Below are 26,675 nucleotides of genomic sequence, written 5' to 3' on the forward strand. Positions count from 1 at the left end.
TGCATCCGGGCTTGGGATTTCCGTCTAGCGAGACAGACGACTCGCGGCGCTACCACCCTCTCCCCCAGCGTGCCCCCAGGGGCGCATATTGCGTAGAACGTGTGTCGTAGCCCGGATGAAATCCGGGGCGCTTTGCGCCTGACCTCGGATTGCATCCAGGCTACGCGACGGAACATATCCAACTGTATGACATGAAAAAGCCCCGCACTTGGCGGGGCTTTTTTATTTCAGCAAACGACTCAGGCGCTCTGCGCCAGATCCATCAGCTCACGGTTGGCCACGGCATACATGGCGTAGTCGGTGCCGGTGGCCGAACGCAGGTCGGCCAGCATCGCCTTCCAACGGTCAACCAGACGCTGATGCTGGTCGAGCCACAGCGCCACGCGCGCCTCGATTTCCTGCGGCCCGTCGACCATCTGCAGAACCGAGACAGTGACCGCCCGCTGCTGCCAGTCCAGATCGTCGCGGAACGCCTCGCGCGCCAGCGCCTGCCAGTTGTTCTCCACCGGCAGGCTGGTGATCTGCTGCAGATACCAGGACAGTTCCAGCGCGCCACCCACGGCGAAGTAAGCGGTGGCCACTTCAGTGGCATCCTTGCCGGTGACATCCGCCGCTTCGATGATCGGCAGCAGGGTGTACAGGTGGCCGGTACCGGCAACCACGCGCGCCAGCTCCTCTGGCGTGCCGGCCTCGACGAAACTCTGATAACGCGCCAGCCACTGCTCACGCGCCGGGCCTTCGAGCAATTCGTCCAGACGACCGACCAGCGCCTCGATACGCGGCGCGAAATGCGCCACGTCACGCGCAGCGTCCAGCTCGTTGCGGCGGCTGCGCAGGAACCAGCGGGTGGCACGACGGCCCAGGCGCATGAGTTCGTCCATCAGCTGCAGCTGCAGGTCGGCCGACACCTTGTAGTCCAGCGCCTCGATCTGCGCCCACCAATGCGGCAGGCGGAACAGGTCACGCACGATCACGTAGGCACCGGCGACATTGGCCGCGCTCATGCCGGTGGACTCCTTCAGGCGCTGCACGAAGGTGATGCCCATGTGGTTGACCAGATCGTTGGCGATCTGAGTGCTGACGATCTCGCGCTTGAGGCGGTGACGGCGCATGGCATCGCCGAACTTCTCGGTGAGGATGGCCGGGAAGGCCGTTTCCATCTCGCGGGCCAGGTAGTCGTCATCCGGCACCTGGGACTTGAGCAGCGATTCCTTGAGGTCGATCTTGCTGTAGGAGATCAGCACCGACAGCTCCGGCCGGGTCAGGCCCTGGCCGTTGTTGGTACGCTCGTTGAGCTCGTCGTCCGAGGGCAGGAACTCCAGGGCGCGGTCTAGCTTGCCGGCGCTCTCCAGCGCGCTCATCAGGCGCTTGTACTCGCCGACCCGCTCACGCGCGCGGCGCTCGGCCAGCGACAACGCCTGGGTCTGCTTGTAGTTGTTGCCCAGCACCAGCTCGGAAACATCGTCAGTCATCTGCGCCAGCAGCTTGTTGCGCTGCTTCTCGGTCATGTCGCCGCCCGAGACGATCTCACCCAGCAGGATCTTGATGTTGACCTCGTGGTCGGAGCAGTCCACGCCGCCGGCGTTGTCGATGAAGTCGGTGTTGCTGGCGCCGCCACCCAGGCCGAACTCGACGCGGCCGAGCTGGGTCATGCCCAGGTTGCCGCCCTCGCCCACCACCTTGGCGCGCAGTTCACGACCGTCCACGCGCAGGGCGTCGTTGGCCTTGTCGCCGACATCAGCGTGGCTCTCCTTGCTGGATTTCACGTAGGTGCCGATGCCGCCGTTCCACAACAGATCGACCGGTGCCTTGAGCAGTGCATTGAGCAGCTCGGTCGGCGCCAGGCGGTCGGCAGCGATGTCGAAGCGGGCCTTCATCTGCGGGCTGATGGCGATGCTCTTGGCGCTGCGCAGGAAGATGCCGCCGCCCTCGGAGATCAGCTTGGTGTCGTAGTCGGCCCAGCTCGAACGCGGCAGCTCGAACAGACGCTTGCGTTCGACGAAGCTCTTGGCCGCATCCGGATTGGGGTCGATGAAGATGTGCATATGGTTGAAGGCGGCGACCAACTGCAGGCTTTGCGACAGCAGCAGGCCGTTGCCGAACACGTCACCCGCCATGTCGCCGATGCCGATCACCGTGACATTGTCTTTCTGCACGTCGATGCCGCGCTCACGGAAGTGACGCTGCACCGAAACCCAACCGCCCTTGGCGGTGATGCCCATGCCCTTGTGGTCGTAACCAGCCGAACCACCGGAGGCGAACGCATCGCCGAGCCAGAAGCCGTACTCGGCAGCGATGCCGTTGGCGATGTCGGAGAAGGTCGCGGTGCCCTTGTCCGCTGCCACCACCAGGTAGGGATCGTCAGCGTCGTGACGTACCACGTTCTGCGGCGGCACCACCTCGCCATCCTTGAGGTTGTCGGTGATGTCGAGCAGGCCACTGATGAAGATGCGGTAGCAGGCGATACCCTCGGCCAGCACCTCGTCACGCGAGCCACCGACCGGCATCTTGCGCGGCACGAAGCCACCCTTGGCGCCCATCGGCACGATCACCGCGTTCTTCACCTGCTGCGCCTTGACCAGGCCGAGCACTTCGGTGCGGAAGTCTTCCTCGCGATCCGACCAGCGCAGACCACCACGGGCGACGTCGCCGAAACGCAGGTGCACGCCCTCGACGCGCGGGCTGTAGACGAAGATCTCGAACTTCGGCACCGGCCGCGGGATGTCCGGAATCAGACGTGGGCTGAGTTTGAAACTGAAGTAGGCCTTGCCCTGACCGCCTTCGCCGTTCTGATAGAAGTTGGTACGCAGGGTAGCCTTGATCAGGTCCAGGTAGCGCCGCAGGATGCGGTCTTCGTTAAGTACCGCAACGTTGTCCAGCGCGGCGAGAATGGCCTGTTCGAGCTTCTGCTGCTTGTCGTCGAGGTCTTCGGCGCTGAGCTTGCGTGCCAGGTAGAAACGCGTGCGGAAAAGGCGCACCAGCTCCTTGGCGATGTCGGCATGGTTGACCAGGGTCGCAGCGATGTAGCTCAGCGAGAACCCCAGGCGAATCTGCTTGAGATAGCGCGCATAGGCACGCAGCAGCGCCACTTCGCGCCAGGGCATGGCGGCGGTCAGCACCAGGCGGTTGAAGGCATCGCTCTCGGCATCGCCCCCGACGATATGGATGAAGGCATCCTGCAGGGTGTCATTGAGCTGCTGGATGTCCACGTCCAGGCCTTCGGCATAGGTGAAGGCGAAATCGTGAATCCAGAACTCGCGGCCATCGGCACGCCGCAATTTGTAGGGGAACTCGCCGAGCACACGCAGCCCGAGGTTCTCCAGAATCGGCATGACATCGGACAGCGGCAACGGCGCATCGGCGTGATACAGCTTGCAGTGCAGCTGCTGCCCGTTCTGCGCCAGTGGCTGGTAGAAACTCATCACCAGCGGCTTGTCGCTGCTCAGGCTGAGCAGATGCTGCATGTCGACCACCGCCGAGTGCGGGGCGAAACGCTCGCGGTAACCGGCTGGAAAGCCGTCCGGGAATTCGGCCAGCACGTTGGTGCCCTGCGCCTCGCCGAAGCCCTCCACCATCAGGCTGGCGTAGTCGTCCTTCCACGAACGGCAGGCCTGGATGACTTCCTTCTCCAGACGCACGGGGTCGATCTGGGTCTTGTTCTTCGGGTCGACACGCAGGATGAACTGCACGCGCGCCAGCACCGACTCAGAGAAGAAGGTCCAGAACTCGCAGTCGGTGGCCTGCAGACGCTCCATCAGCACCTGCTGGATCTTCACTCGGGTTTCGGTGGAGTACACGTCACGCGGCACATAGGCCAGGCAGTAGCAGAAGCGGCCGTAGGGGTCACGGCGCAGGAACACGCGAATCTTGTTGCGCTCCTGGATCTGCACGATGGACAGCGCCGTGCTGAACAGGTCATCCACCGGTGTCTGGAACAGATCGTCACGCGGCAGCACTTCCAGTACCTGGGCCAGCTCCTTGCCCAGGTGAGCGCTGCTGTCGAACCCCGAACGCTGCTTGATCACATCCACCTTGCGGCGGATATAGGGAATGTTCCATACGCTCTCGGCATATACCGCCGAGGTGTACAGCCCCATGAAGCGGCACTCCTTGACCACGTTGCCCTTGGCATCGAGCTCGCGGATGGAGACGAAATCCGGGTAGGCCGGACGGTGCACGCGGCTCGGAACCGCAGCCTTGGCGAATGACAGCAACTGCGGCTCGCGCAGATAGGCCACCGCCTCCGGCTCGATGTGCAGCTCCTCGGCCGACAGGCCGGTGCGCAGGCGCCTGGACAGACCGAGCAGGGATTTCTCGTCGTAGACCATGCTGCCGCCATCGGCGGTTGGCGCGACGGTGAACTCCTCGTAGCCGAGGAAGGTGAAATGGTTGTCCAGCAACCAGTTCAGGTAAATCTTGATTTCATCCAGCTCGGCCTTGTCCACCTTCAGTTTGGCGCGATCGAGCCAGGCCAGCAGTTCGCGCGCCTTGGCCTTCATTGGCTGGAAGTCGGCGACGCTCATGCGCACGTCACCGAAGACTTCGTTAATGGACTTCTCCAGGGTTTTCAGCTCGGCAGCGCTGGAGCAGCGATCGATTTCCAGAAACATCAGCGCTTCCTGCAACACGCCTTCGCCCTGAGTGCCGCGCGGCAGGATTTCCAGCAGCTGGCCGTTCTTGTCGCGACGCACACTGAACACGCTGTTCTGCAGGGTATGGATGCTGTAACCGTGACGGTTCAGCTCCATGCGCACGGAGTCGACCAAAAACGGGATGTCGCCATGCAGGATTTCCACCGCGGTGTGGGTGGACTGCCAGCCGTGCTTTTCGTAATCGGGGTTGAAGGTGCGTACTTGCGGGCTGGCGTGATCGAATTGCTCCAGCATGCGCCAGGCCGACAGCGTGCAACCGACCAGGTCGGACAGGCGCCGCTGGGTCAACTCTTCGAGGGCGATGATGCCGAAGAACTGTTCGGCGAAAAGGGCTACCTGTGGCAGCGCCTGCTCACTCACGTGCTGTGCCAGGGCTGCTTGCAGTTGGTGCTGGAAGTCAGCTTTGCTGGCCGCCGTAAAGAACGCCATGGTTTTGCTCCATTGGGCTGATGGTTCGACAGGAGGTCTGAATCGCTGCCGCTGGGTATTAGCAGGCTGTTGAAAAACTACCTACGTTGCCATTGCTGCGTTAAAAACAGGCTCAAAATGCTCATTTACAACTCGTAAACTGCGCTTTTTCGCCTGTTTTTGCCTTGCACTGGCTGCCTCGTCTACGTTTTTCAACGGCCTGCTCGTTCAACGTTAGTCCATGAAGCGACAATGACACTTGCGAGTCGCATGCGGACCGGCGTGAGGGAGCGACCGACGGGTCACATATAGCCGTTGAGCTTAACGAGGGACGCCCCATGACCGCTTGCGACGCTGCGACATTTTCTTTCAATGCTGCACCGACACGGTGCAAAGGGAAAAGAACCACGGCCCGCCACCGGAGAAGGGAACGGGCCGTGGAGAGACCTCAGGCCCCACGCATGGCCTCCGGAAGGCCGAGGACGATCTGCGGAAACACCGTGATCAGCACCGCTGCCAGGACCAGCAGCATGAAGAACGGAAAGCTGGCTCGCGCCACCGCGCCGAGGTTGCGCCCGGTGAGGTTCTGGATGACGAACAGGTTGAAGCCCACCGGCGGCGTGATCTGCGCCATCTCCACCACCAGGATGACGAAGATGCCGAACCACAGCAGATCGATTCCAGCGGCCTGAACCGCCGGCAGAATCACTGCGGTGGTCAGCAGGATGATGGAGATACCATCGAGGAAGCAGCCCAGCGCGATGAAGAACAGCGTCAACGCCAGCAGCAACAGATAGGGCGACAGCTGCTTGGCGATGATCCAGTCAGCCAGCGCGGCCGGCAGTCCGGTGAAGCTCATGGCCGAGGTCAGGTACGCCGCACCGAGCAGGATGAAGAAGATCATGCACGAGGTGCACACCGCGCCCATCAGGCTGGCCATGAAGGTTTCCCGGGTCAGCGCGCCGGAGCACAACGCGATCAGCAGCGCACCGACCACCCCTACGGCAGCGGCCTCGGTGGCCGTGGCGACGCCGCCATAGATCGAACCGATCACCGCGATGATCAGGCCCAGCACCGGAATCAGCAGCTTGGCCCGACGCAGCTTCACCATAAACGGCAGACGCTCGCCCTCCTCCGGCAGCTTGCTGCGATTGCAAGCTGCCCAAAGCATCAAATAGCCGCTGAAGATCGCCAGCAGCAGCAGGCCCGGCAGAATGCCGGCAATGAACAGTCGCGAGATCGACACCTGCGCTGCCACACCGTAAACGATCATCATGATCGACGGCGGAATAAGTAGGCCGAGCGTGCCGGCACCGGCCAGCGAGCCCATGGCGATGGACTCGGGGTAGCCGCGCGACTTCAGCTCCGGCAGGGAAATGCGACCGATGGTGGCGGCGGTGGCAGCGGAAGAACCGCTGACCGCCGCGAACATGCCGCAGCCGAACACGTTGACGTGCAGCAGCCGCCCAGGCAGCCCACGCATCCAGGGCGCCAGACCGTTGAACATGTCTTCGGAAAGACGCGTGCGATAGAGAATCTCGCCCATCCAGATGAACAGCGGCAGCGCCGTCAGTGTCCAACTGGCACTGGAAGCCCAACTGGTGGAAGCGAGGATCGAGCCGGCCGGCGCACCGCCGAACAGCTCCATGCCGATGATGCCGACGCCAAGCAACGACAGGGCAACCCAGACGCCGCCGCCAAGCAGAACGAACAGCGCCAGCAGCAGGGTGATTGTAATAATTGTGTAGTCCACGGGTTCACTCACGAATGCAGTGCGGCGATGGCCGCAATTAGGGGTCGAGCCCGCAGGCTCACTCGCTCATCGCCGTGCCGGCTTCGGCAGCTTCGAAGCGTTTGCCCTGACAGCTCAGCACCAGGCGCTCGGCCATGGCCACCACCAGAATCAACGTGCCGAACAACATCGGCAGCTGCGGCAACCACATGGGAATCGGCAACAGACCGGACGACACTTCCTTGAACTCGTAAGACTCCAGCACGAACAACGCGCAGTACCAGGCCATGTAAGCGGCTATCGCCAGGCCCACCAGCGTGGCCAGCACATCGACCACGCGGCGCCCGCCAGCGGGCAGCAGACGCAGCATCAGTTCCACGCGGATGTGCGCGCCGCGCTGCAGTGCATAGGGCAAGGCGAGAAAGCCCGATGCGGCCATCGCGTAGGCGGCGAACTCATCGGCAGCAGGCACCATGGTGCCCAATTGGCGAGCGACGATCTGTGCCACGACGAGCAGGCAGATCAGGACGAGAAACACACCGGACAACCATCCGGACAGGGTGTAGAGCTTGTGCAGTGGGGTCATGAACATCGGGCTCCCTGGGCAAGCCACAGAAAAGCCCGCCGCCAGGACGGCGGCGGGCAGCAGAATCAATGCTGGTAGCTATCAAGGATCGCCTTGCCATCGGCGCCGGCGCGCTTGAGCCACTCCTCGGTCATGGTCTGGCCGATCTGCGCGAAACCGCTCTCTACCGCCGCGGGCGCCTGTTCGGATACCTGCATGCCGTTGTCGGCCAAGATCTTGACCAGCTCACCAGTCTTCTCCTGGGCAATCGCCCAACCGCGCTGTTCGGCACGCTTGGCAGCATCCAGCACCGCCTTCTGGGTCGCCTCCGGCAGGCGGGCAAAGGCACGGGCGTTGACAATGACGAAGTTCTTCGGAATGAAGGCCTTGACGTCGTAGTAATAGGAAGAGAAGTCCCAGGCCTGGGAATCCACACCGGTGGTCGACGAAGTAAGCATGCCGTTGATCATGCCGGTGCTGAAGGCCTGCGCGATTTCACCGGTCTGGATCACAGTCGGCACTGCGCCCATCAGCTCAGTCATACGCGAGGTGGCCGGGTTATAGGCACGGAATTTCATGCCCTTGAAGTCGTCCATGCTGGAGATCGGCGTCTTGGTGAAGATGCTTTGCGGCGACCAGGGCATGGCGTACAGCAGCTTGATGCCCTGCTTGGCCAGGCGCGCCTCGACGGCAGGACGACTCGCATCCCACAGAGCCTGAGCCTGCTCGTAGTTGCGCACCAGAAACGGCACGCTGTCGATTTCGAAGATCGGATCTTCATTGCCCAGCACCGACATCAGCACGTCACCCACCTGCACCTGGCCGGTCTGTACGGCACGCTTGACCTCAGGACGCTTGAACAGCACCGAGTTGCCGTGCACGCGGATCTGCAGCTCGCCGTTACTGGTTTTTTCCACGTCCTGCGCGAATTCCTTGGCCACGGTGGTGATGAAGTTGCCGTCGGGATTCTCGGCGGTCATGTTCCAACGCTCGGCAGCCTGGGCGCCAAAGCCCAGTGCACAAGCCAAAGCGGTCATGGCGAAACGCGATGCGATGCTCTTCATGGTGCTCTCCTGTTCATTCTTGTTTGTGCGCCGCAAGGCGCGGCTGGAAGACGATTTCGAGTCTCAGCGCATCGCCCGACCCTGTCCAACTAGAAAAACCGGAGGCACATGATCAGAAATCGTTATGGGATGAATAGGTGCATTCCAGTGGCGAATGCACCAGCAGCGGGCATCCATTGACGGGCCCGCAGGCTGTTGCGCAACGGCGATCAGGCGCTTTGCTGTTCCGGCGTTGGCGCGACCCGTGCCATGCATGCCTCGCCCATCTCCTCGGCATAGACGTCCAGCGCCTCGCAGGCCAGGGCAATGATGTCTTCACTGAGTTCCAGGCCCACGCCCGTGCGCCAGGTGGCGACCACCGGCAAGGGCGGCGGCTCCGGCACCTCGTCGAGCGTGGTCAGCACCCCCTGCTTGAGCTCGTCATGCACCAGCGCTGGCGGCAGCGCGCCGATACCGAAACCGTCGCGGATCAGACGCGTCATCGCGGCGATGGAGTTGACGCAATTGATGCGCGGCGCGCTGACGCTGCCAGCATGCAGCAGGTTGAGAATGTCCTGATGCGGCCGCGAGTTCTTCGAGAAGGTGATGATGCGCTCGCGTGCCAGCTCCTCCATCGAGGCGTAGCGGCGGTGATACAGCGAACCGGTCGGCACGATCCAGCGCACCGGAAATGCGGCCAGTTCCAGATTGCGCACGCTGTCGCCGTTGACCATGTCGGTCTGGAACACGATATCCAGATAGCCCTTGAGCAGTTGCTCGTTGAGGTTGCGCGCAGTGTCGGCGGTCAGCTCGATCTCCACCGCAGGGTAGCGCTCCATCACTCGTGTTACGAACGGACTCAACCAGGTGTGAATGACGGTATCCATCGCGCCGACGCGAATGCGTCCCTGAATGTTGCCGGTATCGCTGATCGACTGCTTCAAGGCCTGCATGGTGTCGATCATGCGCTCGGCGTATTCGAGCACCTTCTGCCCTTCCGGCGTCAATGACACACCTTTGGAGTCGCGCAGAAAAAGACGGGTACCGAGTTCATCCTCGAGCGCGGCAATACGGCTGGAAATGGAGGCCTGGGTGCTGAACAGCTTCTCGGCTGTCAGGCGGAAGCTCTTGAGCCGCGCCACCCAAACGAAGGTCTCGAGAAATCTCAGATTCATGCCGTAACGCCTCTTCGCAATGTTCTCATAAGGGGCCGATTTGCAGCGCCCACGCAGCCTCAGGCGTAGCAGGTTGTATGCCAGAGGTTTTTCGCGCAGCCGATGAATTTTCCTATCGCTGGCCCCCTGTTTTTTCTCGTTGGACGCCGCCGAACAACGCTTTGAAGAATGGCGCCGCGCTCTGCGCAGACCACAACAACATCATTCAAAACGCGCTCTGCCAAGCAGCCGCTCTCGCCGCTGCGCGCTCCCAACAGGAGACACTGCAACCATGAAAACCTCTTACCCATTGGCCTCTGCGCTGCTGCTCGGCAGCGCCATGCCGACGCTGGCACTGGCCGACTTCATCGACGACAGCAAGGCCAGCGTCGAGATGCGTAACTTCTACTTCAACCGCGATTTCCGCCAGAGCGGCGCCCGTGACAAGGCCGAGGAGTGGGCGCAGGGCTTTCTGCTGCGCATGGAATCGGGCTATACCGAGGGCACCGTTGGTTTCGGTATCGATGCATTTGGGATGCTCGGCCTGAAACTCGACTCTGGTGACGGCACCGCCGGCAGCGGCCTGCTGCCGGCCGACCGCTCAGGCGGCTCGCAAGATGAATATTCCAAGCTCGCCCTGACCGGCAAGGTGAAGCTGTCCAACAGCACGCTGAAAGTCGGCGCTCTGCAGTTCCGCAGCCCGATCGTCTCGGCCAACGACTCGCGCCTGTTGCCGCAGACCTTCCAGGGCGCCCTGCTCAACGTGCAGGAAGTCGACAACCTGACCCTGCAGGGCGGCAAGATCAACCGCATCAAGGCCAACAGCTCCACCGACTACACCGAGATGACCGGCAACCGCATCGGCGGCAGCAGCGACTCCTTCATGTTCGGCGGCGGCGAGTACAAGATCACCCCGCAGCTGACCGCCGGCCTGCATTACGGCACCCTCGAGGATATCTACCAGCAGTACTACGGCACCCTGTTACATGTGCTGCCACTGGGCGATGGCCAGTCGTTCAAGACCGACCTGCGTTACTCGCAAAGCCGCGAGGACGGCAACTTCCGCGACCTCGACAACAAGGCCTTCGGCGCCATGTTCACCTACAGCCTGGGCGGCCATGCCTTCGGCGCCGGCTACCAGCGCATGAGCGGTGACGATCCGTTCCCGTACATCGCCAGCAGCGACCCGTTCCTGGTCAACTTCGTGCAGATCAACGACTTCGCCAACGTCGAAGAACGCTCCTGGCAGGTGCGCTACGACTACAACTTCGCCAGCATCGGGATCCCCGGCCTGACCTTCATGACCCGCTACATTTCCGGCGACAACGTCGAGGTCGCCGGTCGCAGCAGCGAAGGCAAGGAATGGGAACGCAATACCGATATCGCCTACGTGGTCCAGGACGGTCCGCTGAAGAACCTGGGGCTGAAATGGCGTAACGCCACCGTTCGCTCCAACTTCGGCAACGATCTCGACGAGAATCGCCTGATTCTCAGCTACACCCTGCCGCTTTGGTAAGCATTAAACCGATGACGGGGCCCTTGCGGCCCCGTTCGCATTTCTCGGAAAGCAAGAAGACCATAGACTTTTAATCAAGTTGTATGACAACTTGCCGATTCCTGAGCATCATCCCGAAGAAGATGGCGAGGCGTTATCGTGAGCTTTTTACTGTCCTGGCAACAAAAATTCCGCGCCCTTGTCGCGCTTACCCTGATCAGCCTGATGCTCATGGCGGCCGCCTCTCTGTGGGCCAGCCATAGCGTCAGCAGCGCATTACAGGCAAGGGAGCGGGCCGCTGCCTATGCCAGCGCGAGTACCCAGCTGATGAACCACTGGTGGCAACAGAACGCACTGCGCCAGCAGATCACGCCTGACCTGCAGGGCGCATTCGGCAACGGCCTCGATGAACTGCAAGAACTTGTCGGACATCTGTTAACACAAGCTCAAGCGTTGGACGATGACGCGACCGTGCAACACGCCCGGCAGATCCAGGCCGTACTGCTGGAGGAACTGGCGCAACAGCGCCAGTGGCTGAGCCTGAACCAGGCGCTGGGCCTGACGCCCTTCGAAGGCCAACGCAAAACGCTGACCGAGAAAGGCAAGGCGCTGGAGGCGATCAGCTTCGATCTGATCAAACCCTTCATCAGCAGCGCCCTGAGCAGCCAGCGTGACTACCTGTCGACTTTCGATCCAGCCTTCGCCCAGATTGCCCTGACGGCAATCGGCAAGCTGCAGGAGCAGATCGCGGATCTCGAATGGCAGGACACGCCGATCGGCAAGAACGTGCAGGGCTATGCCCAGGCGTTCACTGATATCCATGACAACATCGAGCGTATCAACGCGACCAATCAGCGTTTGCGTGAGCTCGGCGAACAGCTGCAGACGCGCGTCGAAGAGCAGGCGCAAGCCCTGCAAGGCGGCCTGCTGCTGCGCCGTACGCAGGAAGCCGAACAGGCCCGCCTGTCGGCACTGTGGATCATGGGCCTGAGTTTCCTCGCCGTCGCCGCCCTGCTCTGCTTTACCCTGCTGCAAGCGTCACGCACCCTGGTCACACGCCTGCGCAACGTCATTCAACTGCTCAGCCAGGTGGCCTCCGGCGATCTCACCGGCAAATTGCCCGTGGGTAGCAACCCGCGCGACGAATTCAACCAACTGGCCGATGCCGCCAACCGCATGATCCAGGGCATCGGCGGCATCGTCGCCGAGGTGGTGCGTGCCAATGGCGAGCTGAGCCGCCTGCATAATCACCTGGGCGACGCCATGCAGCAGTTGGGCGACAACAGCACCCAGGTGGAAATGCAGACCGAGCAGGCTGCCTCAGCCTCGCACCAGATCAGCGCCACCCTCAACGACATGGCGCAGCGCACGGCGCAAGTCGGCACCGCCACCACCAGCGCCTACGATGCCGCGCGTAACGGCGGCGAAGTGATCGCTGCCAGCGTCGACAGCATGAGTCGCCTGGCGCAGTTGATTCAGGACACCCACAGCCAGGTCGATGCCCTCGGCCAGAGCAGCGCGCGGGTCAATGGCATCGTCGATGTGATCAACAGCCTCGCCGATCAGACCAACCTGCTCGCGCTCAACGCGGCCATCGAGGCGGCGCGCGCCGGCGATGCTGGTCGCGGTTTCTCGGTAGTGGCCGATGAAGTGCGTTCGCTGGCACAGAAGACCGTCTCGGCAACCACCGACATCAGCGCCATCGTCGGCGAGTTCCAGCAACAGACCCGGCACATGCATCAGCTGATGAGCAACGGCCTGAACCTGGCCGCCGACAGCGAGCGACATGCCGCCCAGGTGGCGGATGCGATCACCTCCATCACCTCGGCGATGGAGCGGCTGACCGGCGAGATGAACCAGGTTGTGGTGGCCATCGAGGAAGTGTCCACCACCACTGAGGACATCGCCGACAAGATGGAAACCATCAACCTGCACACGGGCCAGAGCAAGGATCTGCGCCACGCCCTGGATGGCCACACCGAAGGGTTGTCGTCCCAGGTCGACGCACTGGGGCGCAGCGCCAGGCAGTTCCGCCTGGCCTGAGTAAAGCGAATACCCGCTCGGCGCTGTGCCGAGTGGGCATTGGCACAGGTGCGCTAACGTGGCTGTGCGTCGAGATAAGCTTCGATGATTTGCGCATGATCCTTGCCCGCACGCGCCAGCCATTCCTCGGTGAGCTGCTGCCCCACCTCGCTCAGCCCCCGGTGCAGTTGCGGCTCGATGTCCTGCACCACGGTCATGCCACGCCTGGCGAGCATCCGCGTCTGATAACCGGTCAACGCCCAGGACAATTCCCACCCGGCCCGCTCGGCGCGCTCAGCGGCATGCAGCAGTGCATGTTGCTGAGCCTTGGGTAATCGTTGGAAAGCACGCTCGTTGACGATGACGATGTTTTTCGGAATGAAGGCGCGCACATCGTAGAAATGCGAGACGAAGTCCCAGGCGCGCAGATCCATGCCTGTCGCGCTGGAAGTGAGCATGATATCCACCTGGCCATCGCGAAACGCCTGCGGTACATCCTCGGTGTTGATGGTCGTCGGCTGCGCATGGAGCAGATGGGCCAGACGCGAAATGGTTGGGTTGTAGCTGCGAAAGCGCAGGTCACGAACATCCTCGATAGCCCGCAGCGGGCGATTGCTGAACAGGCTCTGCGCCGGCCAGGGCACCGCGTAAAGCAGACGCACGCCATCAGCAAGCAGGCGCCGCTCCACCGCCGCACGGCTCAACGCCCACAGCTTGCGAGCCTGCTCGTAGTCGGTGGCGAGAAAAGGCAGGCTGTCGAGCTCGTAGATCGGATCCTCGCTGCCCAGCACGGACATGAACACATCACCCATCTGAATATCGCCGCGGGCAACTGCCGGCTTCACTTCAGGACGGCGATACAAGGTTGAGTTGGGGTGGACGCGAATATCCAACTGGCCATTGGTGGCCTGACGAACATTCCTGGCGAAGTCCACCGCCACTCGGCTGATGAAGTTGCCGGCGGGCTGTTCCACGGACATGGACCAACGTTCAGCGCCGTACAGGGGTAAAGCCAGAGGTAGAGCGACGAGCAATGCGCAGAGCGCGGGCATGCCAGGTGCGGTCTTCATTGGGATTCCCCCGTAGACTGATGGCCAGTTACTGAGTCGACTCGAAAGAAACGCAAAAACCCCCGGGTACGGGAGACGCCGGGGGTTGCGCCAGGACGGCGCCAAGGAGCGTCTCACCCAAACTACTGTCGAGGGCCGCGATAAGGCTGTCCAACGGGAAAAACCAGCGTCTGGCGATCGAAAAATCCGATGCCTGCCACCATCAGCTTTTCCTATCTCCGGCGGCTGTTTTTATTAGTTGGACGCCCTCAGGCGGCAGCGGAAAAATGAAGCCACACCGCAGAACAGCCCCTAGCTGTCGGACCACATCCATGCACGTCATGATTAGGATGCTCACTTGAACAGCCTGCTTTTGAATTGCGACATCGGCGAAAGCTTCGGCGCCTGGACCATGGGCCTGGACGCCGAGGTCATGCCTTATATCGACTGCGCCAACATCGCCTGCGGCTTCCACGCCTCGGACCCCAGCGTGATGCGCAAGACCGTGGCCCTGGCCATGGCCCACGACGTACGCATCGGTGCGCACACCGCCTATCAGGACCTGGTCGGTTTTGGCCGCCGTTCGATGGACTGCACACCCCAGGAAGTCGAAGACCTGATGCTCTACCAGATCGGCGCGCTGGAAGGCATCTGCCGTAGCCAGGGCGCGCACGTCAGTTACGTCAAACCGCACGGCGCGCTGTACCAGGACATGATGCGCAAGCCCGCCACCCTGCGCGCGGTGATGAGCGCCGTGGCCAAGTACGATCGCCAGCTGCCGCTGATGCTGATGTGCACCCGCGACAACGCTGCCGCCCAGGCACTGGGCGACGAATTCGGCCTGACCCTGTGGTTCGAGGCTTTCGCCGACCGCGCCTACGACGCCGACGGTTTTCTGCTCGGCCGCAGCCTGCCGGGCGCCGTGCATCACGACAGCGAGGTGATCGTCGGCCAGGCGCTGGCCCTGGCGCGTGGCGAAGCCCTTCAAGCCAACGACGGCAGTGCTCTGACGCTGGCCGCACAGACCCTGTGCGTGCATGGCGATAACGCCAGTTCGGTGGCCGCCGTGCAACGTATCCGTCAGGCCTTCGACAGCCTGACTCAAGCATGAAGGCGCCCAACCTGCGGCTGGAAGTCGCCGGCATCGACAGCCTGATCCTGCGCCTGTTCGACGTGATCGATGAAGCCAACATGCCGTGGATGCTGGCAGCCCGCACGCGCCTGCAGGACGCATTCGGCGAGGCACTGATCGATCTGGTGCCCTCCTACACCACGCTGCTGCTGCACTACGACCTGTGCCAGCTGGGCAGCGAGCAGGCGCGAGCGAAAGTGGCCGAGGCGCTCGACGGCTTGCAACCCGCCGACCTGCAAGGCGGCCGCGAGCACCAGTTGCCGACCTGGTACGACCGCAGCGTCGGCCCTGAACTGCAACTGCTGGCGCGCCGCAGCGGCCTCAGCGAAGCGCAAGTGATCGCCCGCCACAGCGGCCACGCCTACCAGGTATTCGCCCTGGGCTTCGCCCCCGGTTTTGCCTTCATGGGTCTGGTCGAGGAAATCCTCGCCACACCGCGCCTGAGCACGCCGCGCAAGCGCATCGCGCCCGGCAGCGTCGGCATCGCCGAGCGGCAGACGGCCGCCTACCCGGTGGTATCACCCGGCGGCTGGAACCTGATCGGGCGCACGCCAAGCCGCCTGTTCGGCAGCGACATCGAGGGTTACAGCCTGCTGCAGCCTGGCGACCGCGTACGTTTCGTGCCCATCGACCACGCCGAATTCATCCGCCTGGGCGGCGACGACAGTCCGCTGGAGGCCAGCCAATGAGCGCTATCGACGCCGGCCTGCGGGTCTTGCGCAGCAGTCCTTTCATCCAGCTGCAGGACGGCGGTCGCTTCGGCGTGCGCCATCTTGGCGTGACCCAGTGCGGCGCCCTGGACTGGATCGCTCATCGCTGGGCCAACTGGCTGTTGGGCAACCCTCTGACGGCCGCCGTGCTGGAGATCCCCCTGGGCAACGCCGAATTCGAATGCAGTCGCGACGCGACTCTGGCGCTGACCGGTGCCGACCTTGGCGCACGACTGGATGACCAGCCGCTGGCGCCCTGGCGCAGCTTCGAGGTGCGCAAAGGCCAGCGCCTGAGCTTTGCCCAACCACGCCAAGGCGCCCGTGCCTACCTGGCAGCGCCGGGAGGATTCCAGGCGCCCCTGGTGCTCGGCAGCTGCGCCAGCATGCTGCGCGAAGGTCTCGGCGGCCTGCACGGCGACGGCCGCGCCATCGCGACCGGTGACTCGCTGGGCTGGGGCGCGAGCGCCAGTGCAACGCGGCAAATGCCTGCCGAGCTGGTTCCCGAGTATCAGCATGCACCGCGCCTGCAGCTGGTGCTGGGCGCGCAGATTGGTGACTTTCGCGGCCAGAGCCTGTTCGACGCGTTCAACAGCCCATGGCTGATCGACCAGCGCGCCGACCGCATGGGCATTCGTCTCGATGGCCCGCCATTGCACTGTCAGCGCGGCTCGATGATTTCCGAGGGCATACCGCTGGGCGCCGTACAAGTACCGCCGGACGGCCAGCCGATCATCTTGCTCAACGACCGCCAGACCATCGGTGGCTACCCGCGCCTGGGGGCGTTGACGCCACACGCCGTGGCGCTGTTGGCGCAATGCCTACCAGGGCAGACCGTGCGCCTTGCACCCACCACCCAGGACAGCGCCCTGCACGCCCAGCGCCGACTCCTGGCGCAGTGGCAGTAGCGCAGCGCCGGGCGCCTCGATGGCCCGCCTGTACCAAGGGCGGGCCCATCGAAGCACAAGCGACGCCCTGCTCATTTTCTATTGCCAGACGGTTCATCACCAACGCCGCCGATAGCGGCTGAAGCGGCAAATGCATTAAAGTCGGCGGTCTGCACGCGCAGCCATAAAAAGCCGCGCCCATCTGCCAGAAGAGCCCGACGATGGAACACCGAGAAGCGCTGGTTGCATTACGCCAATTTCTCTCCACCCAGATTCTCGGTCAGGAAAAGCTCATCGAGCGTTTGCTGATCGCGCTGCTCGCCGACGGCCATCTGCTGGTCGAAGGTGCACCGGGCCTGGCCAAGACCAAGGCGATCAAGGAGCTGGCCGAAGGCATCGAAGGCGAGTTCCATCGCATCCAGTTCACTCCTGACCTGCTGCCCGCGGACATCACCGGCACCGAGATCTACCGCCCGGAAACCGGCAGCTTCGTGTTCCAGCAGGGGCCGATCTTCCACAACCTGGTGCTGGCCGACGAGATCAACCGTGCGCCGGCCAAGGTGCAGTCGGCGCTGCTCGAAGCCATGGCCGAGCGCCAGGTTTCGGTCGGCCGCTCGACCTACGACCTGTCGCCGCTGTTTTTGGTCATGGCCACGCAGAACCCCATCGAGCAGGAAGGCACCTACCCGCTGCCCGAAGCGCAGCTCGACCGTTTCCTGATGCACGTGAAGATCGGTTTTCCCGACGCGGCAGTGGAACGCAAGATCCTCGCCCAGGCCCGAGGCGATGCGCTCAACGGTGAAGCCAAGCCCGAGCACCGGGTCAGCCAGCAGGCTGTGTTCGCGGCGCGCAAGGAGATTCTCGGCCTGTACATGGCCGATGCCGTGGAGGAATACCTGGTGCAGCTGGTGATGGCCAGCCGTACACCAGCCAAGTTCGACACCGAGCTGGCCGACTGGATTGCCTATGGCGCCAGCCCACGCGGCTCCATCGCCCTCGACCGCTGCGCGCGCGCCCATGCCTGGTTGGCCGGCCGCGACTTCGTCAGCCCCGAGGACATCCAGGCGGTGCTGTTCGACGTGCTGCGCCACCGCATCATCCTGTCCTTCGAGGCCGAGGCTTCGGGCGTCGACCAGGACCGTGTGATCCAGCGCATCCTCGACGTGGTGGCGGTGGCCTGATGCAGCCGCGCCCCATGCGCCTGTCCCACGTAGCCCGGATGCAATCCGGGGCAGATCACGCAGCCTCCCCGGATTGCATCCGGGCTACGGGCTGAGCCCATGCAAACCCCAGCCAGCCAACCCGGCATCCATATCGCCCTCGGCGAGCTCATCGACATGCGCCACAAGGTGCATGAAGTGCCGCTGTTTTCCACCCCGGCCCGGCGCAGCCCGCTGACTGGCCTGCATCACTCCAAGCTGCGCGGTCGTGGCGTGGACTTCGACCAGGTGCGTATCTACCAACCGGGCGACGACGTACGCACCATCGACTGGCGCGTCACCGCACGTACCCAGGAGCCACACACCAAGCTGTTCCACGAAGAGCGCGAGCGCCCCATCTTCATCATCAGTGAACAGAGCCAGCGCCTGTTCTTCGGCTCCGGCCAGTGCTTCAAATCCGTGCTCGCAGCGCGCGCCGCCGCGCTGATCGGCTGGGCTGCGCTGGGCCATAACGACCGCATCGGCGGTCTGGTGTTCGCCGACAACGAGCATCACGAAGTCAAGCCACGGCGCAGCAAGCAGAGCCTGCTGCAACTGCTCAACCTGCTGGCCCGCGCCAACCAGGCGCTTGGTCCGCAGAGCCAGGCCAACACCGGGCGCGACAATTTCGGCCTGGCCCTGCGCCGCGCTCGCGAGGTGTTGCGCCCGGGCAGCCTGGTCATCGTGCTGTGCGATGAGCGCGCCCTCAGCGACAACGCCGAGCAGCAACTGACGCTGCTGGCGCGCCACACCGATCTGCTGCTGCTACCGCTGTCCGACCCACTCGATCACGCGTTGCCGGCTGCCGGCCTGCTGCGTTTCACCCAGAACGCTGCGCAGCTGGAACTCGACAGCCACAATGGCGACCTGCGCCAGGCCTATCGCGCCCAGGCGCAGGCCCGTGAAGCGCGCTGGCAGCGCCTGGCGCAGAAACTGGGGGTACCGCTGCTACCGCTGAGCACTCAGTTCGAGCTGGTCGAGCAATTGCAGGAGCAGCTCAGCACCCTGCATTCGAGAAAGTCGCTATGAACCCCATCGACCAGTTGCAGCCGCTGATCGACCCAGCGCCCGTGCCCTGGTGGCCGCCAGCACCGGGCTGGTGGCTGCTCGCCGTGCTGCTGCCGCTGCTTGGCTGGGGACTCTGGCGTCTGCTGCGCAGCTGGCGGCGGCGCCAGCCCCGTTCACAGACGGAACAAGCGCTCGACCCACTGCGCCAGGCCGCACTCGACGAGCTGTCACGCCTGAGCAAGCCCTACGACGGCGCACCAGCCGGCCCCTGGCTGCAACAACTCAACGCCCTGCTCAAGCGCCTGTGCCGCGAACGCTATCCTGAGAGCGCCAGCCACACCCTGAGCAGCCGCGCCTGGCTGGCGTTTCTCGACAATCGTTGTCCCGCAGCCGGACTGACCCGCTGGATGATCCTGGTCGACGGCAGCTACAGGCCGCAGTGCACCCTGAGCGACAAGGCCATCACCGAGCTCGATCAGGCCGTCGCCACCTGGATTCGCAAGCATGTTTGAGTTCGCCTGGCCCTGGGTCTTTCTGCTCGCGCCACTGCCCTGGCTGTTGCGCCTGCTGTTGCCGCCCGCTGACAGCGGCGACGCAGCGTTACGCGTCGGTTTTCTCGACGAGCTGCAAGCCCTGAGCGGCCGGCGCGCTCGTGCCGCCCTGCCCAGCTGGCGTCAGCAGGCGCCTCTGGTGTTGCTCTGGTGCCTGCTGCTGTGCGCTGCGGCGCGGCCTCAGTGGGTCGGCGAACCACTGCCGCTGCCAGCCAGCGGCCGCGATCTGCTGCTCGCTGTGGATGTTTCGGGGTCGATGGATTACGCCGACATGCAGTGGGACGACGAGCCGATCAGCCGCCTCGAACTGGTCAAACGCCTGCTCGGTGACTTCATCGAGGGGCGCCGTGGCGACCGAGTCGGCCTGATCCTGTTCGGCAGCCAGGCTTATCTGCAGGCCCCGCTGACGTTCGATCGCGTCACCGTGCGCACCTGGCTGGACGAGGCCCTGATCGGCATCGCGGGCAAGAACACGGCCATCGGCGACGCCATCGGCCTGGCCGTGAAACGCCTGCGTCAGCGCCCGGCGCAGAGTCGCGTGCTGGTGCTGATCACCGATGGCGCGAACAACGGGGGCGAGATCGATCCGATGGTAGCTGCGCAGTTGGCCGCCGACGAAGGGATACGCATCTACACCATCGGCATCGGCGCCGACCCGCAGCAAAGCGGTGCGTTCGGCAACTTCGGTTTCAGCGCCCTGGACCTGGACGAAACCAGTCTGCGTGCCATCAGCGATGTCACCGGCGGCGAGTACTTCCGCGCACGCGACCAGGCCGAGCTGCAACAGATCGAACTGACCCTCGATCGGCTAGAGCCGGTTGCCCAGCAGCCCACCCTGGCCCGCCCTGCCCTGGCCCTCTATGCCTGGCCACTGGCACTGGTGCTGCTGGGCTCGCTGCTCCTGGTCGGCCAGGTGCTTTGGCCTGATCTGCCGCAGCGGCTGCGGAGGCGCGCATGAGCATGCTCTGGCCGGAATGGCTGCGCCCATTGTGGTTGCTGGCGGTGCCCGTGCTGGCCTGGTTGCTCTGGCGCCTGTGGCATCGCGAGCGCCAGAGCGGACGCTGGCAACTGCTGCTGCCGGCCGCCTTTCATCAGGCGCTGCTTACAGGCGGCAGTGGCCGCTCCAGCAAGCTGCCCTGGCTGGCGCTTGGCCTGGCCTGGTTGCTGGCCGTGCTGGCGCTGCTCGGCCCGAGCTGGCAGCGCGTGGAACAGAGCCCGCAGAAACCGGCCGATCCGCTGTTGATCCTGCTCGAACTGACGCCGCAAATGCTTGCCACCGACGGCCGCCCCAATCGACTGGAGCAGGCGCGGCGCAAGCTGCTCGATCTGCTCGAGGCACGTCGCGACGCCCAGACGGCCATCATCGTCTATGCCGGCAGCGCCCACAGCCTGGTGCCGCTTTCCGACGACCTGGCCACCAGTCGCAACCTGCTGGAGGCGCTGAAACCATCGTTGATGCCGGAACCGGGCCGTCGCGCCGACCTGGCAGTGGCCCGCGCGTTGCAACTGCTCGACCAGGCGCAACTGGGCCAGGGTCGCCTGTTGCTGATCACCAGCGCCCTCGATGCAGAGGAACGCAGCGGTATCCAGCAGGCACTGGAAAAGCGCAAGGTGCCGCTGCTGATTCTCGGTGTAGGCAGCCGCGAAGGCGCTCCGGTGGTGCAGGAGGACGGCAGCTTCCTCAAGGACCAGCGCGGCGCCATTCAGATTCCTCGCCTCGATGCGCGTGGCCTGCGGGAGACCACCGAAGCCCATGGCGGCCGCTACGCGCCGATCCGCCTGGACGACGAAGACCTGCGTCGTCTGGGCCTGCTCGATGGCCCACAAGCCATGCGCGCTGCGGGTGAGCCGACATTGCTCGATAGCCACATCGACCAGGGCTACTGGCTGTTGCTGCCCCTGCTGTTGCTGGCGGCCTGTGCCGGCCGCCGTGGTTGGCTGTTCTGCCTGCCGCTGCTGCTGATGCTGCCGCCACAAAGCAGCCAGGCCTTCGAATTCGAGGACCTCTGGCTGCGCCCCGATCAGCAGGGTCAACGCCTGCTCGAAGCCCAGCGCCCGGACGAGGCCGCACAGCGCTTCGTCGATCCGCAGTGGCAAGGCAAGGCGCTGTATGAGGCCGAGGACTATGCCGCCGCCGCTGAACGCTTCGCCAAGGGCGACAGCGCAGTTGACCACTACAACCGAGGCAACGCCCTGGCCAAGGGCGGCGAACTGGAGGCCGCGCTCGACGCCTACGAGCAGGCCCTGGAGCGCCAGCCTGAACTGACTGCCGCACAACACAACAAGGCGCTGGTGGAAGAAGCGTTGCGCCAGCGCGAAAACCAGCAGCAGTCCACCGATGGCGATTCGGACGAGCAGCAGGAGCCCGCCAAGGAGCCGCCGCAGGAGAACGAATCGTCAGCCGGGCAGCCCGCCGAGAAGGACACCGGGCAACCGGCCAAGCCAGGCAGCGCTGGCGAACACAGTGAGAGCAACGAGGTCCAGGGCAGCGCCAACGGCGCCGGTGAGGACGACGTGCAGCCCGCCCCCGGCAATAAAAGCCTGGACGACCTCGAGCCCGTCGAGCAAGCGCGTACGGAGGCCGACCTAGGCACTGCGGCAGAACGCCGGCAAGCGCTGGAACAATGGTTGCGGCAGATCCCGGACGACCCGGCCGAACTGCTGCGGCGCAAATTCTGGTATGAACAGCAACAGCGTCAGGACTCGAACCGATGAACCGTCTGGTCTTCCTGCTTCTCCTACTGCTCGCGGGGCAGGCCTACGCCGACGCCTTTTTCGCCAGCGTCGACCGCACTCGCTTAAGCGAAGGCGAAACCGTGGTGCTGACGCTGGAATCGACCGACCCAACCCGCTTCGGCCGACCTGACCTGAGCCCGCTGGATAAGGACTTCGAAGTGCTCGGCAGCCGCCAGGTCAATCGCCTGAGCAGCATCGGCGATACGCCACGCGCCAGCACCCGCTGGATCCTGACCCTGCAACCGCGCAGCAGCGGCGAGGTGACGATCCCGGCTATCCACCTGGAGGATGCCCAGACCCTGCCGATCACGCTCAGCGTCGAAGAAGCCGTCAGTGCCGGCGACGGCGACAAGCTGGCGCCGGTGTTCATCGACGCCAGCCTCGATCAACCCAGCGTCTACGTGCAAGCCCAGGCCGTGTTGACCCTGCGCATCTACCACTCGGTGTCCATGTATGACGACAGCAGCTTGACGCCGCTGCGACTGCCCGATGCACGCGTCGAACAACTGGGCGAACCGCGCACCTACGAAAAGAGCATCGGCGGTGTGCTGCACGGCGTGATCGAATTGCAGTACGCCATCTATCCGCAGCGCAGCGGTGAGCTGGTCATTCCCGGGCAAACCTTCAGCGCGACCCTGGTCGACCGCTCGCGCAACAATGAGTTTCTGCCATTCGGCCCTCGTGCCGGCAAGGTTTCGCGGGTCAAGTCGCCCGACATCCCGCTGCAGGTCAAACCCAAACCGGCTGACTACCCGCCTGACGCGCCCTGGCTGCCAGCACGCGCGCTGGGCCTGGCGGAAACCTGGAACCCGCAACCGGAGCAGAGCCAGGTCGGCGATTCCCTGACCCGCCGCCTGATTCTCAAGGTCGATGGCCTGTCCAGCGCACAGCTGCCGCCCTTGCCGGCGACCCGCGTCGATGGCCTGCGTCGCTACCCGGACCAGCCGCAGATGAGCGACCAGAAGAGCGAGAACGGCATCATCGGCACCCGAGAAGAACGCGAGGCACTGGTGCCCAATCGCAGCGGCAGCTTCGAACTGCCGCCGCTGGAAATATTGTGGTGGAACACCCAGACCGACACGCTGGAACGCACCACCCTGTCCGCCCGCACCCTGCAGGTCGCCGAAAACCCGCTACTGCAGAACGACGAACAACCCACTACACCGATGGTCACGCCCCAGGTGATCGAGGGGCCAGAACTCTGGCCCTGGCAACTGGCCTGTGCCCTGCTGAGCCTGACCACCCTGCTCGGCTTCGGCCTGTGGTGGCATGCCCGCCGGCAACCGGCAATCCAGCGCGCGGCACAGGCCGGGCCCAGCCCGCGCACGCTGCTCGATGATCTCAAGCGCGCCTGCCAGGCTGGCGATGCCCAGGCCACCCGCCATGCCCTGGACGCCTGGGCCCGCCAACAACCGGAAACCCTCGCCGACATGGCGGCGCGCTATGTGCCGCTGTCGGACGCACTCGATGGTCTCAACGGCGCGCTGTACAGCGAGACGGGCCAGCAGTGGCAAGGCGAGGAACTGTGGAAAGCGATTCGCAACCTGCCCGCCGCACAGGAACCCAGTGCGGCGCAGCAGGACAGCAGCGCACTACCGCCGCTGTATCCGCGCTAAGGTATCCACGCGCCCCGGATTGCATCCGGGCTACGGGCCAAGGCATCCGCGCCACGCATTGCGGTTGGGAAAAGCGGCCAAGCCGCATCCACCATGCGCTCTGAACAGTATCGCGGCTGAGGCCCGGCCACTCCCCCCACAACAGCGCGCGGGTGCCCCGGCATGGCGCATGGCACCTGCGGGAGCGGCTTTAGCCGCGATCAAAGCTCGCCGCTAAAGCGCCTCCCCCCCCATCGCCGCACGACGGCTCGTGGCCCGGATGCAATCCGGGGCCAGCGCTCAACTGCATCGCAAAAAACAAAAACCGCGGCCCGAGGGCCGCGGTTCTGGTCTTGCGAGCCAGGCTTCAAGCCTTGGCGCGCAACTTCTCCGGGTTGATCAGGAAACGCGCCAGTGCCGGCAGCAACCAGATCGCGCCGATCATGTTCCAGAGGAACATGAAGGTCAGCATCAGCCCCATGTCGGCCTGGAACTTGATGGCCGAGAAGATCCAGGTCGCCACGCCGATGGCCAAGCAGATACCGGTGAACAGCACGGCCTTGCCGGTGGACTTGAGCGTCTCGTAGTACGCGTCCTGCAGGGACAATCCCTGACGCAGGTAAGTCTCCAGGCGGCTGTAGATGTAGATGCCGTAGTCGACACCGATCCCCACACCCAGCGCGATCACCGGCAGCGTTGCAACCTTGACGCCGATGCCCATGAACGCCATCAGCGCGTTGCCCAGTACCGAGGTCAGCACCAGCGGCAGGATCACGCACAGCGTCGCAGCCAGCGAGCGGAACGTCAGCAGGCACATGATGCTCACCGCCGCATAGACCGCGATCAGCATGGTGGTCTCGGACGCCGCGATCACCTCGTTGGTGGCGGCCTCGATACCGGCGTTGCCCGCTGCCAGTACCACCTGCAGATCATCGGTGCTGTGCTGAGCGGCGAACTCTTCGGCGGCGGCCACGGCGCGCGACAGGGTCTCGGCCTTGTGATCCTCGAGGAACACCAGCACCGGTGCCACCGAACAGTCTGCGTTGTACAGCCCTTCAGCTCGGGCGATGGAGTTGTTCAGCACGTCCTGGTTGCGCGACAGGGTTTCCCATTTCAGGTTGCCCTCGTTCATGCCCTTGATCACCTGCTTGGACACGGTGACCATGGAGATGGCCGACTGCACGCCTTCGGTGTTCTCCATCTTCCACATCAGCTCGTCCATCGCCGACAGCGCTTCGTAGGTGGAACAGCCTTCGGTGGGCGTCTTGATCATCACCACCAGCACGTCGGAACTGGTCGAGTAGTTGCGGATGACGAAGTCGTTATCCAGGTTGTAGCGCGAGTCCGGATGCAGCTCCGGCGCGCCCTGGTCGAGGTCGCCGATCTTCAGGTTCTGGCCGTACCAGACACCGCCAGCCAGCGCCACCACGGCAACCACGACGGAGATGGGCGCCACCATCGGATGGGCAAAGTTGGAAATGGCACGCCAGAACGGATGGTCCTTGGCCGCCTCTTCACGACTGATCTTCACCGCCTTCTGACTGATGCCGATGTAGGAGATCATCACCGGCAGCAGGATCAGGTTGGTCAGAATGATCACCGCCACGCCCATCGATGCGCCGATGGCCAGTTCGCGAATCACGCCGATGTCGATCAGCAGCAGGGTGACGAAACCGACGGCGTCGGACAGCAGCGCCACCAGGCCAGGAATGAACAGCTGACGGAACGCCATGCGCGCGGCGGACAGGGCGTCGGTCGCCTCGCCCGACGCCATGGCGATGCCGTTGATCTTCTGCACCCCGTGGGAAATACCGATGGCGAATACCAGGAACGGCACCAGCATCGAGTAAGGGTCAAGACCGAAGCCCAGGGTGTGCAGCAGCCCCAGCTGCCAGATCACCGCGATCAGCGTGGTGGTGACCACCGCCAGCGTGCTCTTGAAGCAGTGGGTGAACCACAGCAGCAGGACGAAGGTGATACCGATGGCCACGGCGAAGAACAGCGCCACACCGATCAGGCCGTCGATCAGATCACCGACCTTCTTGGCGAAACCGATGATGTGCACTTTCACATCGGGGTTTTGCGCCTGGTACTTGTCGCGGATCTTCTCTTCCAGCTCGTGGGAGAACTTCTGGTAGTCGAGCTTGATCAGCTTGCTCTGATCGTTCGGGTCCGGGTAGGACTCCAGCAGCGGGATGTCGACGATGCTGGACTTGAAGTTGTTCGCCACCAGGCGACCGATCTGCCCGGACTTGAGGATGTTGCTGCGCAAGTCCTCGAGGCTGTCGGCAGAGCCGTCGTAGGTCTGCGGGATCACCTCACCACCGGCGAAGCCCTCTTCGGTCACTTCGGTCCAGCGTACGCTGGGACTCCACAGCGACTTCAGGCCGGAGCGGTCGACACCGGGAATGTAGAAGGCCTCGTCATGGATCTGCCGCAGCGTCTCCATGTACTCCTTGCTGAAGATGTCGCCATTGGTGGCTTCTACCGAGATACGTACCGTGTTGCCCAGGTTGGCCAGGTCGTTACGGTGTTCGAGCATCTTCTGGATGTAGGGGTGGCCCAGCGGAATCATCTTCTCGAAGCTGGTCTGCGGGCGCACCTGCGCAGCCTGATAGAACAGGAAGATGCTGATCAGCAGGCAGATCAGAATAACCGCCGGGCGATTGTTGAAAATCAGCCGCTCAAGGAAGGAAGCTGGCTGTTGTTGATGCTTACTCATGCAAAGGCTCCCGGCTTG

The 26,675-nt window shown here is 63.9% G+C and carries 18 protein-coding genes; 11 read left to right on the top strand and 7 right to left on the bottom strand.

Annotation, left to right across the window (positions count from 1 at the left end):
- Nucleotides 1-239: 239 nt before the first annotated feature.
- The 5 genes from PCLY_RS04185 to PCLY_RS04205 form a co-directional block, all read right to left on the bottom strand.
- A complete protein-coding gene (locus PCLY_RS04185; protein ID WP_061238039.1) occupies nucleotides 240-5,081 on the bottom strand; it encodes an NAD-glutamate dehydrogenase in 4,842 nt (1,613 codons plus the stop codon).
- Between the two features lie 427 nt (nucleotides 5,082-5,508).
- Nucleotides 5,509-6,813: a TRAP transporter large permease gene (locus tag PCLY_RS04190; RefSeq protein ID WP_061238040.1), complete on the bottom strand. Its 1,305-nt coding sequence runs from the start codon at nucleotides 6,811-6,813 to the stop codon at nucleotides 5,509-5,511.
- A gap of 58 nt (nucleotides 6,814-6,871) precedes the next feature.
- Nucleotides 6,872-7,378, bottom strand: a complete 507-nt coding sequence (locus PCLY_RS04195; RefSeq protein ID WP_061238246.1) for a TRAP transporter small permease — start codon at nucleotides 7,376-7,378, stop codon at nucleotides 6,872-6,874.
- A gap of 65 nt (nucleotides 7,379-7,443) precedes the next feature.
- Nucleotides 7,444-8,421, bottom strand: a complete 978-nt coding sequence (locus PCLY_RS04200; RefSeq protein ID WP_061238041.1) for a TRAP transporter substrate-binding protein — start codon at nucleotides 8,419-8,421, stop codon at nucleotides 7,444-7,446.
- Nucleotides 8,422-8,630: 209 nt separating this feature from the next.
- Entirely contained in the window at nucleotides 8,631-9,575 is a 945-nt protein-coding gene (locus PCLY_RS04205) for a LysR family transcriptional regulator (protein ID WP_061238042.1), read from the bottom strand.
- Nucleotides 9,576-9,846: 271 nt separating this feature from the next.
- On the opposite strand from PCLY_RS04205, the gene PCLY_RS04210 reads away from it, so the two are divergent.
- Together PCLY_RS04210 and PCLY_RS04215 are read left to right on the top strand one after the other, a co-directional pair.
- Nucleotides 9,847-11,070 (top strand): OprD family porin, encoded by a 1,224-nt coding sequence (locus PCLY_RS04210; protein ID WP_061238043.1) that lies wholly within the window; start codon nucleotides 9,847-9,849, stop codon nucleotides 11,068-11,070.
- Nucleotides 11,071-11,208: 138 nt separating this feature from the next.
- On the top strand, nucleotides 11,209-13,092 hold the full coding sequence (locus PCLY_RS04215; RefSeq protein WP_061238044.1) for a methyl-accepting chemotaxis protein: 1,884 nt from the start codon (nucleotides 11,209-11,211) through the stop codon (nucleotides 13,090-13,092).
- 53 nt (nucleotides 13,093-13,145) lie between these two features.
- Here PCLY_RS04215 and PCLY_RS04220 read toward each other — a convergent pair whose 3' ends face one another.
- The gene (locus PCLY_RS04220) at nucleotides 13,146-14,051 is read right to left on the bottom strand and encodes a TRAP transporter substrate-binding protein (protein WP_082768014.1); all 906 of its coding nucleotides are present in this window, start codon (nucleotides 14,049-14,051) and stop codon (nucleotides 13,146-13,148) included.
- Nucleotides 14,052-14,478: 427 nt separating this feature from the next.
- Here PCLY_RS04220 and PCLY_RS04225 point away from each other — a divergent pair, with 427 nt between their 5' ends.
- The 9 genes from PCLY_RS04225 to PCLY_RS04265 all read left to right on the top strand — a co-directional run bounded on the left by PCLY_RS04225 (nucleotide 14,479) and on the right by PCLY_RS04265 (nucleotide 23,956).
- Entirely contained in the window at nucleotides 14,479-15,231 is a 753-nt protein-coding gene (locus PCLY_RS04225) for a 5-oxoprolinase subunit PxpA (RefSeq protein WP_061238046.1), read from the top strand.
- Nucleotides 15,228-15,941, top strand: a complete 714-nt coding sequence (locus tag PCLY_RS04230; protein ID WP_061238047.1) for a 5-oxoprolinase subunit B family protein — start codon at nucleotides 15,228-15,230, stop codon at nucleotides 15,939-15,941. Before PCLY_RS04225 ends, PCLY_RS04230 begins: the two co-directional genes overlap by 4 nt.
- Complete coding sequence (locus tag PCLY_RS04235) at nucleotides 15,938-16,867, top strand: 5-oxoprolinase subunit C family protein (RefSeq protein WP_061238048.1); 930 nt, start codon at nucleotides 15,938-15,940, stop codon at nucleotides 16,865-16,867. The genes PCLY_RS04230 and PCLY_RS04235 overlap by 4 nt, the downstream gene beginning before the upstream one ends.
- 200 nt (nucleotides 16,868-17,067) lie before the next feature.
- The gene (locus tag PCLY_RS04240) at nucleotides 17,068-18,027 is read left to right on the top strand and encodes an AAA family ATPase (RefSeq protein ID WP_061238049.1); all 960 of its coding nucleotides are present in this window, start codon (nucleotides 17,068-17,070) and stop codon (nucleotides 18,025-18,027) included.
- A gap of 99 nt (nucleotides 18,028-18,126) precedes the next feature.
- Complete coding sequence (locus tag PCLY_RS04245) at nucleotides 18,127-19,074, top strand: DUF58 domain-containing protein (protein WP_061238050.1); 948 nt, start codon at nucleotides 18,127-18,129, stop codon at nucleotides 19,072-19,074.
- Nucleotides 19,071-19,565, top strand: coding sequence for a DUF4381 domain-containing protein (locus PCLY_RS04250; RefSeq protein WP_061238051.1), 495 nt, complete (start codon nucleotides 19,071-19,073; stop codon nucleotides 19,563-19,565). The genes PCLY_RS04245 and PCLY_RS04250 overlap by 4 nt, the downstream gene beginning before the upstream one ends.
- The gene (locus tag PCLY_RS04255) at nucleotides 19,558-20,562 is read left to right on the top strand and encodes a vWA domain-containing protein (RefSeq protein ID WP_061238052.1); all 1,005 of its coding nucleotides are present in this window, start codon (nucleotides 19,558-19,560) and stop codon (nucleotides 20,560-20,562) included. The genes PCLY_RS04250 and PCLY_RS04255 overlap by 8 nt, the downstream gene beginning before the upstream one ends.
- Nucleotides 20,559-22,319 (top strand): VWA domain-containing protein, encoded by a 1,761-nt coding sequence (locus PCLY_RS04260; RefSeq protein ID WP_061238053.1) that lies wholly within the window; start codon nucleotides 20,559-20,561, stop codon nucleotides 22,317-22,319. Before PCLY_RS04255 ends, PCLY_RS04260 begins: the two co-directional genes overlap by 4 nt.
- Complete coding sequence (locus tag PCLY_RS04265; protein WP_061238054.1) at nucleotides 22,316-23,956, top strand: BatD family protein; 1,641 nt, start codon at nucleotides 22,316-22,318, stop codon at nucleotides 23,954-23,956. Before PCLY_RS04260 ends, PCLY_RS04265 begins: the two co-directional genes overlap by 4 nt.
- 346 nt (nucleotides 23,957-24,302) lie before the next feature.
- Here the strand turns inward: PCLY_RS04265 and PCLY_RS04270 are convergent, their stop codons facing one another.
- On the bottom strand, nucleotides 24,303-26,657 hold the full coding sequence (locus PCLY_RS04270; RefSeq protein ID WP_061238055.1) for an efflux RND transporter permease subunit: 2,355 nt from the start codon (nucleotides 26,655-26,657) through the stop codon (nucleotides 24,303-24,305).
- Nucleotides 26,658-26,675: the final 18 nt, after the last annotated feature.

Source organism: Ectopseudomonas composti, assembly GCF_001567565.1.
In the GTDB taxonomy this organism is placed as follows: domain Bacteria; phylum Pseudomonadota; class Gammaproteobacteria; order Pseudomonadales; family Pseudomonadaceae; genus Aquipseudomonas; species Aquipseudomonas composti_A.

Excerpts from the sequence above, each read along its gene's own strand:
- PCLY_RS04235 (WP_061238048.1), top strand. The coding sequence starts at position 15,938 with ATGAGCGCTATCGACGCCGGCCTGCGGGTCTTGCGCAGCAGTCCTTTC.
- PCLY_RS04260 (WP_061238053.1), top strand. The coding sequence starts at position 20,559 with ATGAGCATGCTCTGGCCGGAATGGCTGCGCCCATTGTGGTTGCTGGCG.
- PCLY_RS04255 (WP_061238052.1), top strand. The coding sequence starts at position 19,558 with ATGTTTGAGTTCGCCTGGCCCTGGGTCTTTCTGCTCGCGCCACTGCCC.
- PCLY_RS04200 (WP_061238041.1), bottom strand. The coding sequence starts at position 8,421 with ATGAAGAGCATCGCATCGCGTTTCGCCATGACCGCTTTGGCTTGTGCA.
- PCLY_RS04240 (WP_061238049.1), top strand. The coding sequence starts at position 17,068 with ATGGAACACCGAGAAGCGCTGGTTGCATTACGCCAATTTCTCTCCACC.
- PCLY_RS04195 (WP_061238246.1), bottom strand. The coding sequence starts at position 7,378 with ATGACCCCACTGCACAAGCTCTACACCCTGTCCGGATGGTTGTCCGGT.
- PCLY_RS04245 (WP_061238050.1), top strand. The coding sequence starts at position 18,127 with ATGCAAACCCCAGCCAGCCAACCCGGCATCCATATCGCCCTCGGCGAG.
- PCLY_RS04250 (WP_061238051.1), top strand. The coding sequence starts at position 19,071 with ATGAACCCCATCGACCAGTTGCAGCCGCTGATCGACCCAGCGCCCGTG.
- PCLY_RS04270 (WP_061238055.1), bottom strand. The coding sequence starts at position 26,657 with ATGAGTAAGCATCAACAACAGCCAGCTTCCTTCCTTGAGCGGCTGATT.
- PCLY_RS04220 (WP_082768014.1), bottom strand. The coding sequence starts at position 14,051 with ATGTCCGTGGAACAGCCCGCCGGCAACTTCATCAGCCGAGTGGCGGTG.
- PCLY_RS04210 (WP_061238043.1), top strand. The coding sequence starts at position 9,847 with ATGAAAACCTCTTACCCATTGGCCTCTGCGCTGCTGCTCGGCAGCGCC.
- PCLY_RS04205 (WP_061238042.1), bottom strand. The coding sequence starts at position 9,575 with ATGAATCTGAGATTTCTCGAGACCTTCGTTTGGGTGGCGCGGCTCAAG.
- PCLY_RS04185 (WP_061238039.1), bottom strand. The coding sequence starts at position 5,081 with ATGGCGTTCTTTACGGCGGCCAGCAAAGCTGACTTCCAGCACCAACTG.
- PCLY_RS04230 (WP_061238047.1), top strand. The coding sequence starts at position 15,228 with ATGAAGGCGCCCAACCTGCGGCTGGAAGTCGCCGGCATCGACAGCCTG.
- PCLY_RS04265 (WP_061238054.1), top strand. The coding sequence starts at position 22,316 with ATGAACCGTCTGGTCTTCCTGCTTCTCCTACTGCTCGCGGGGCAGGCC.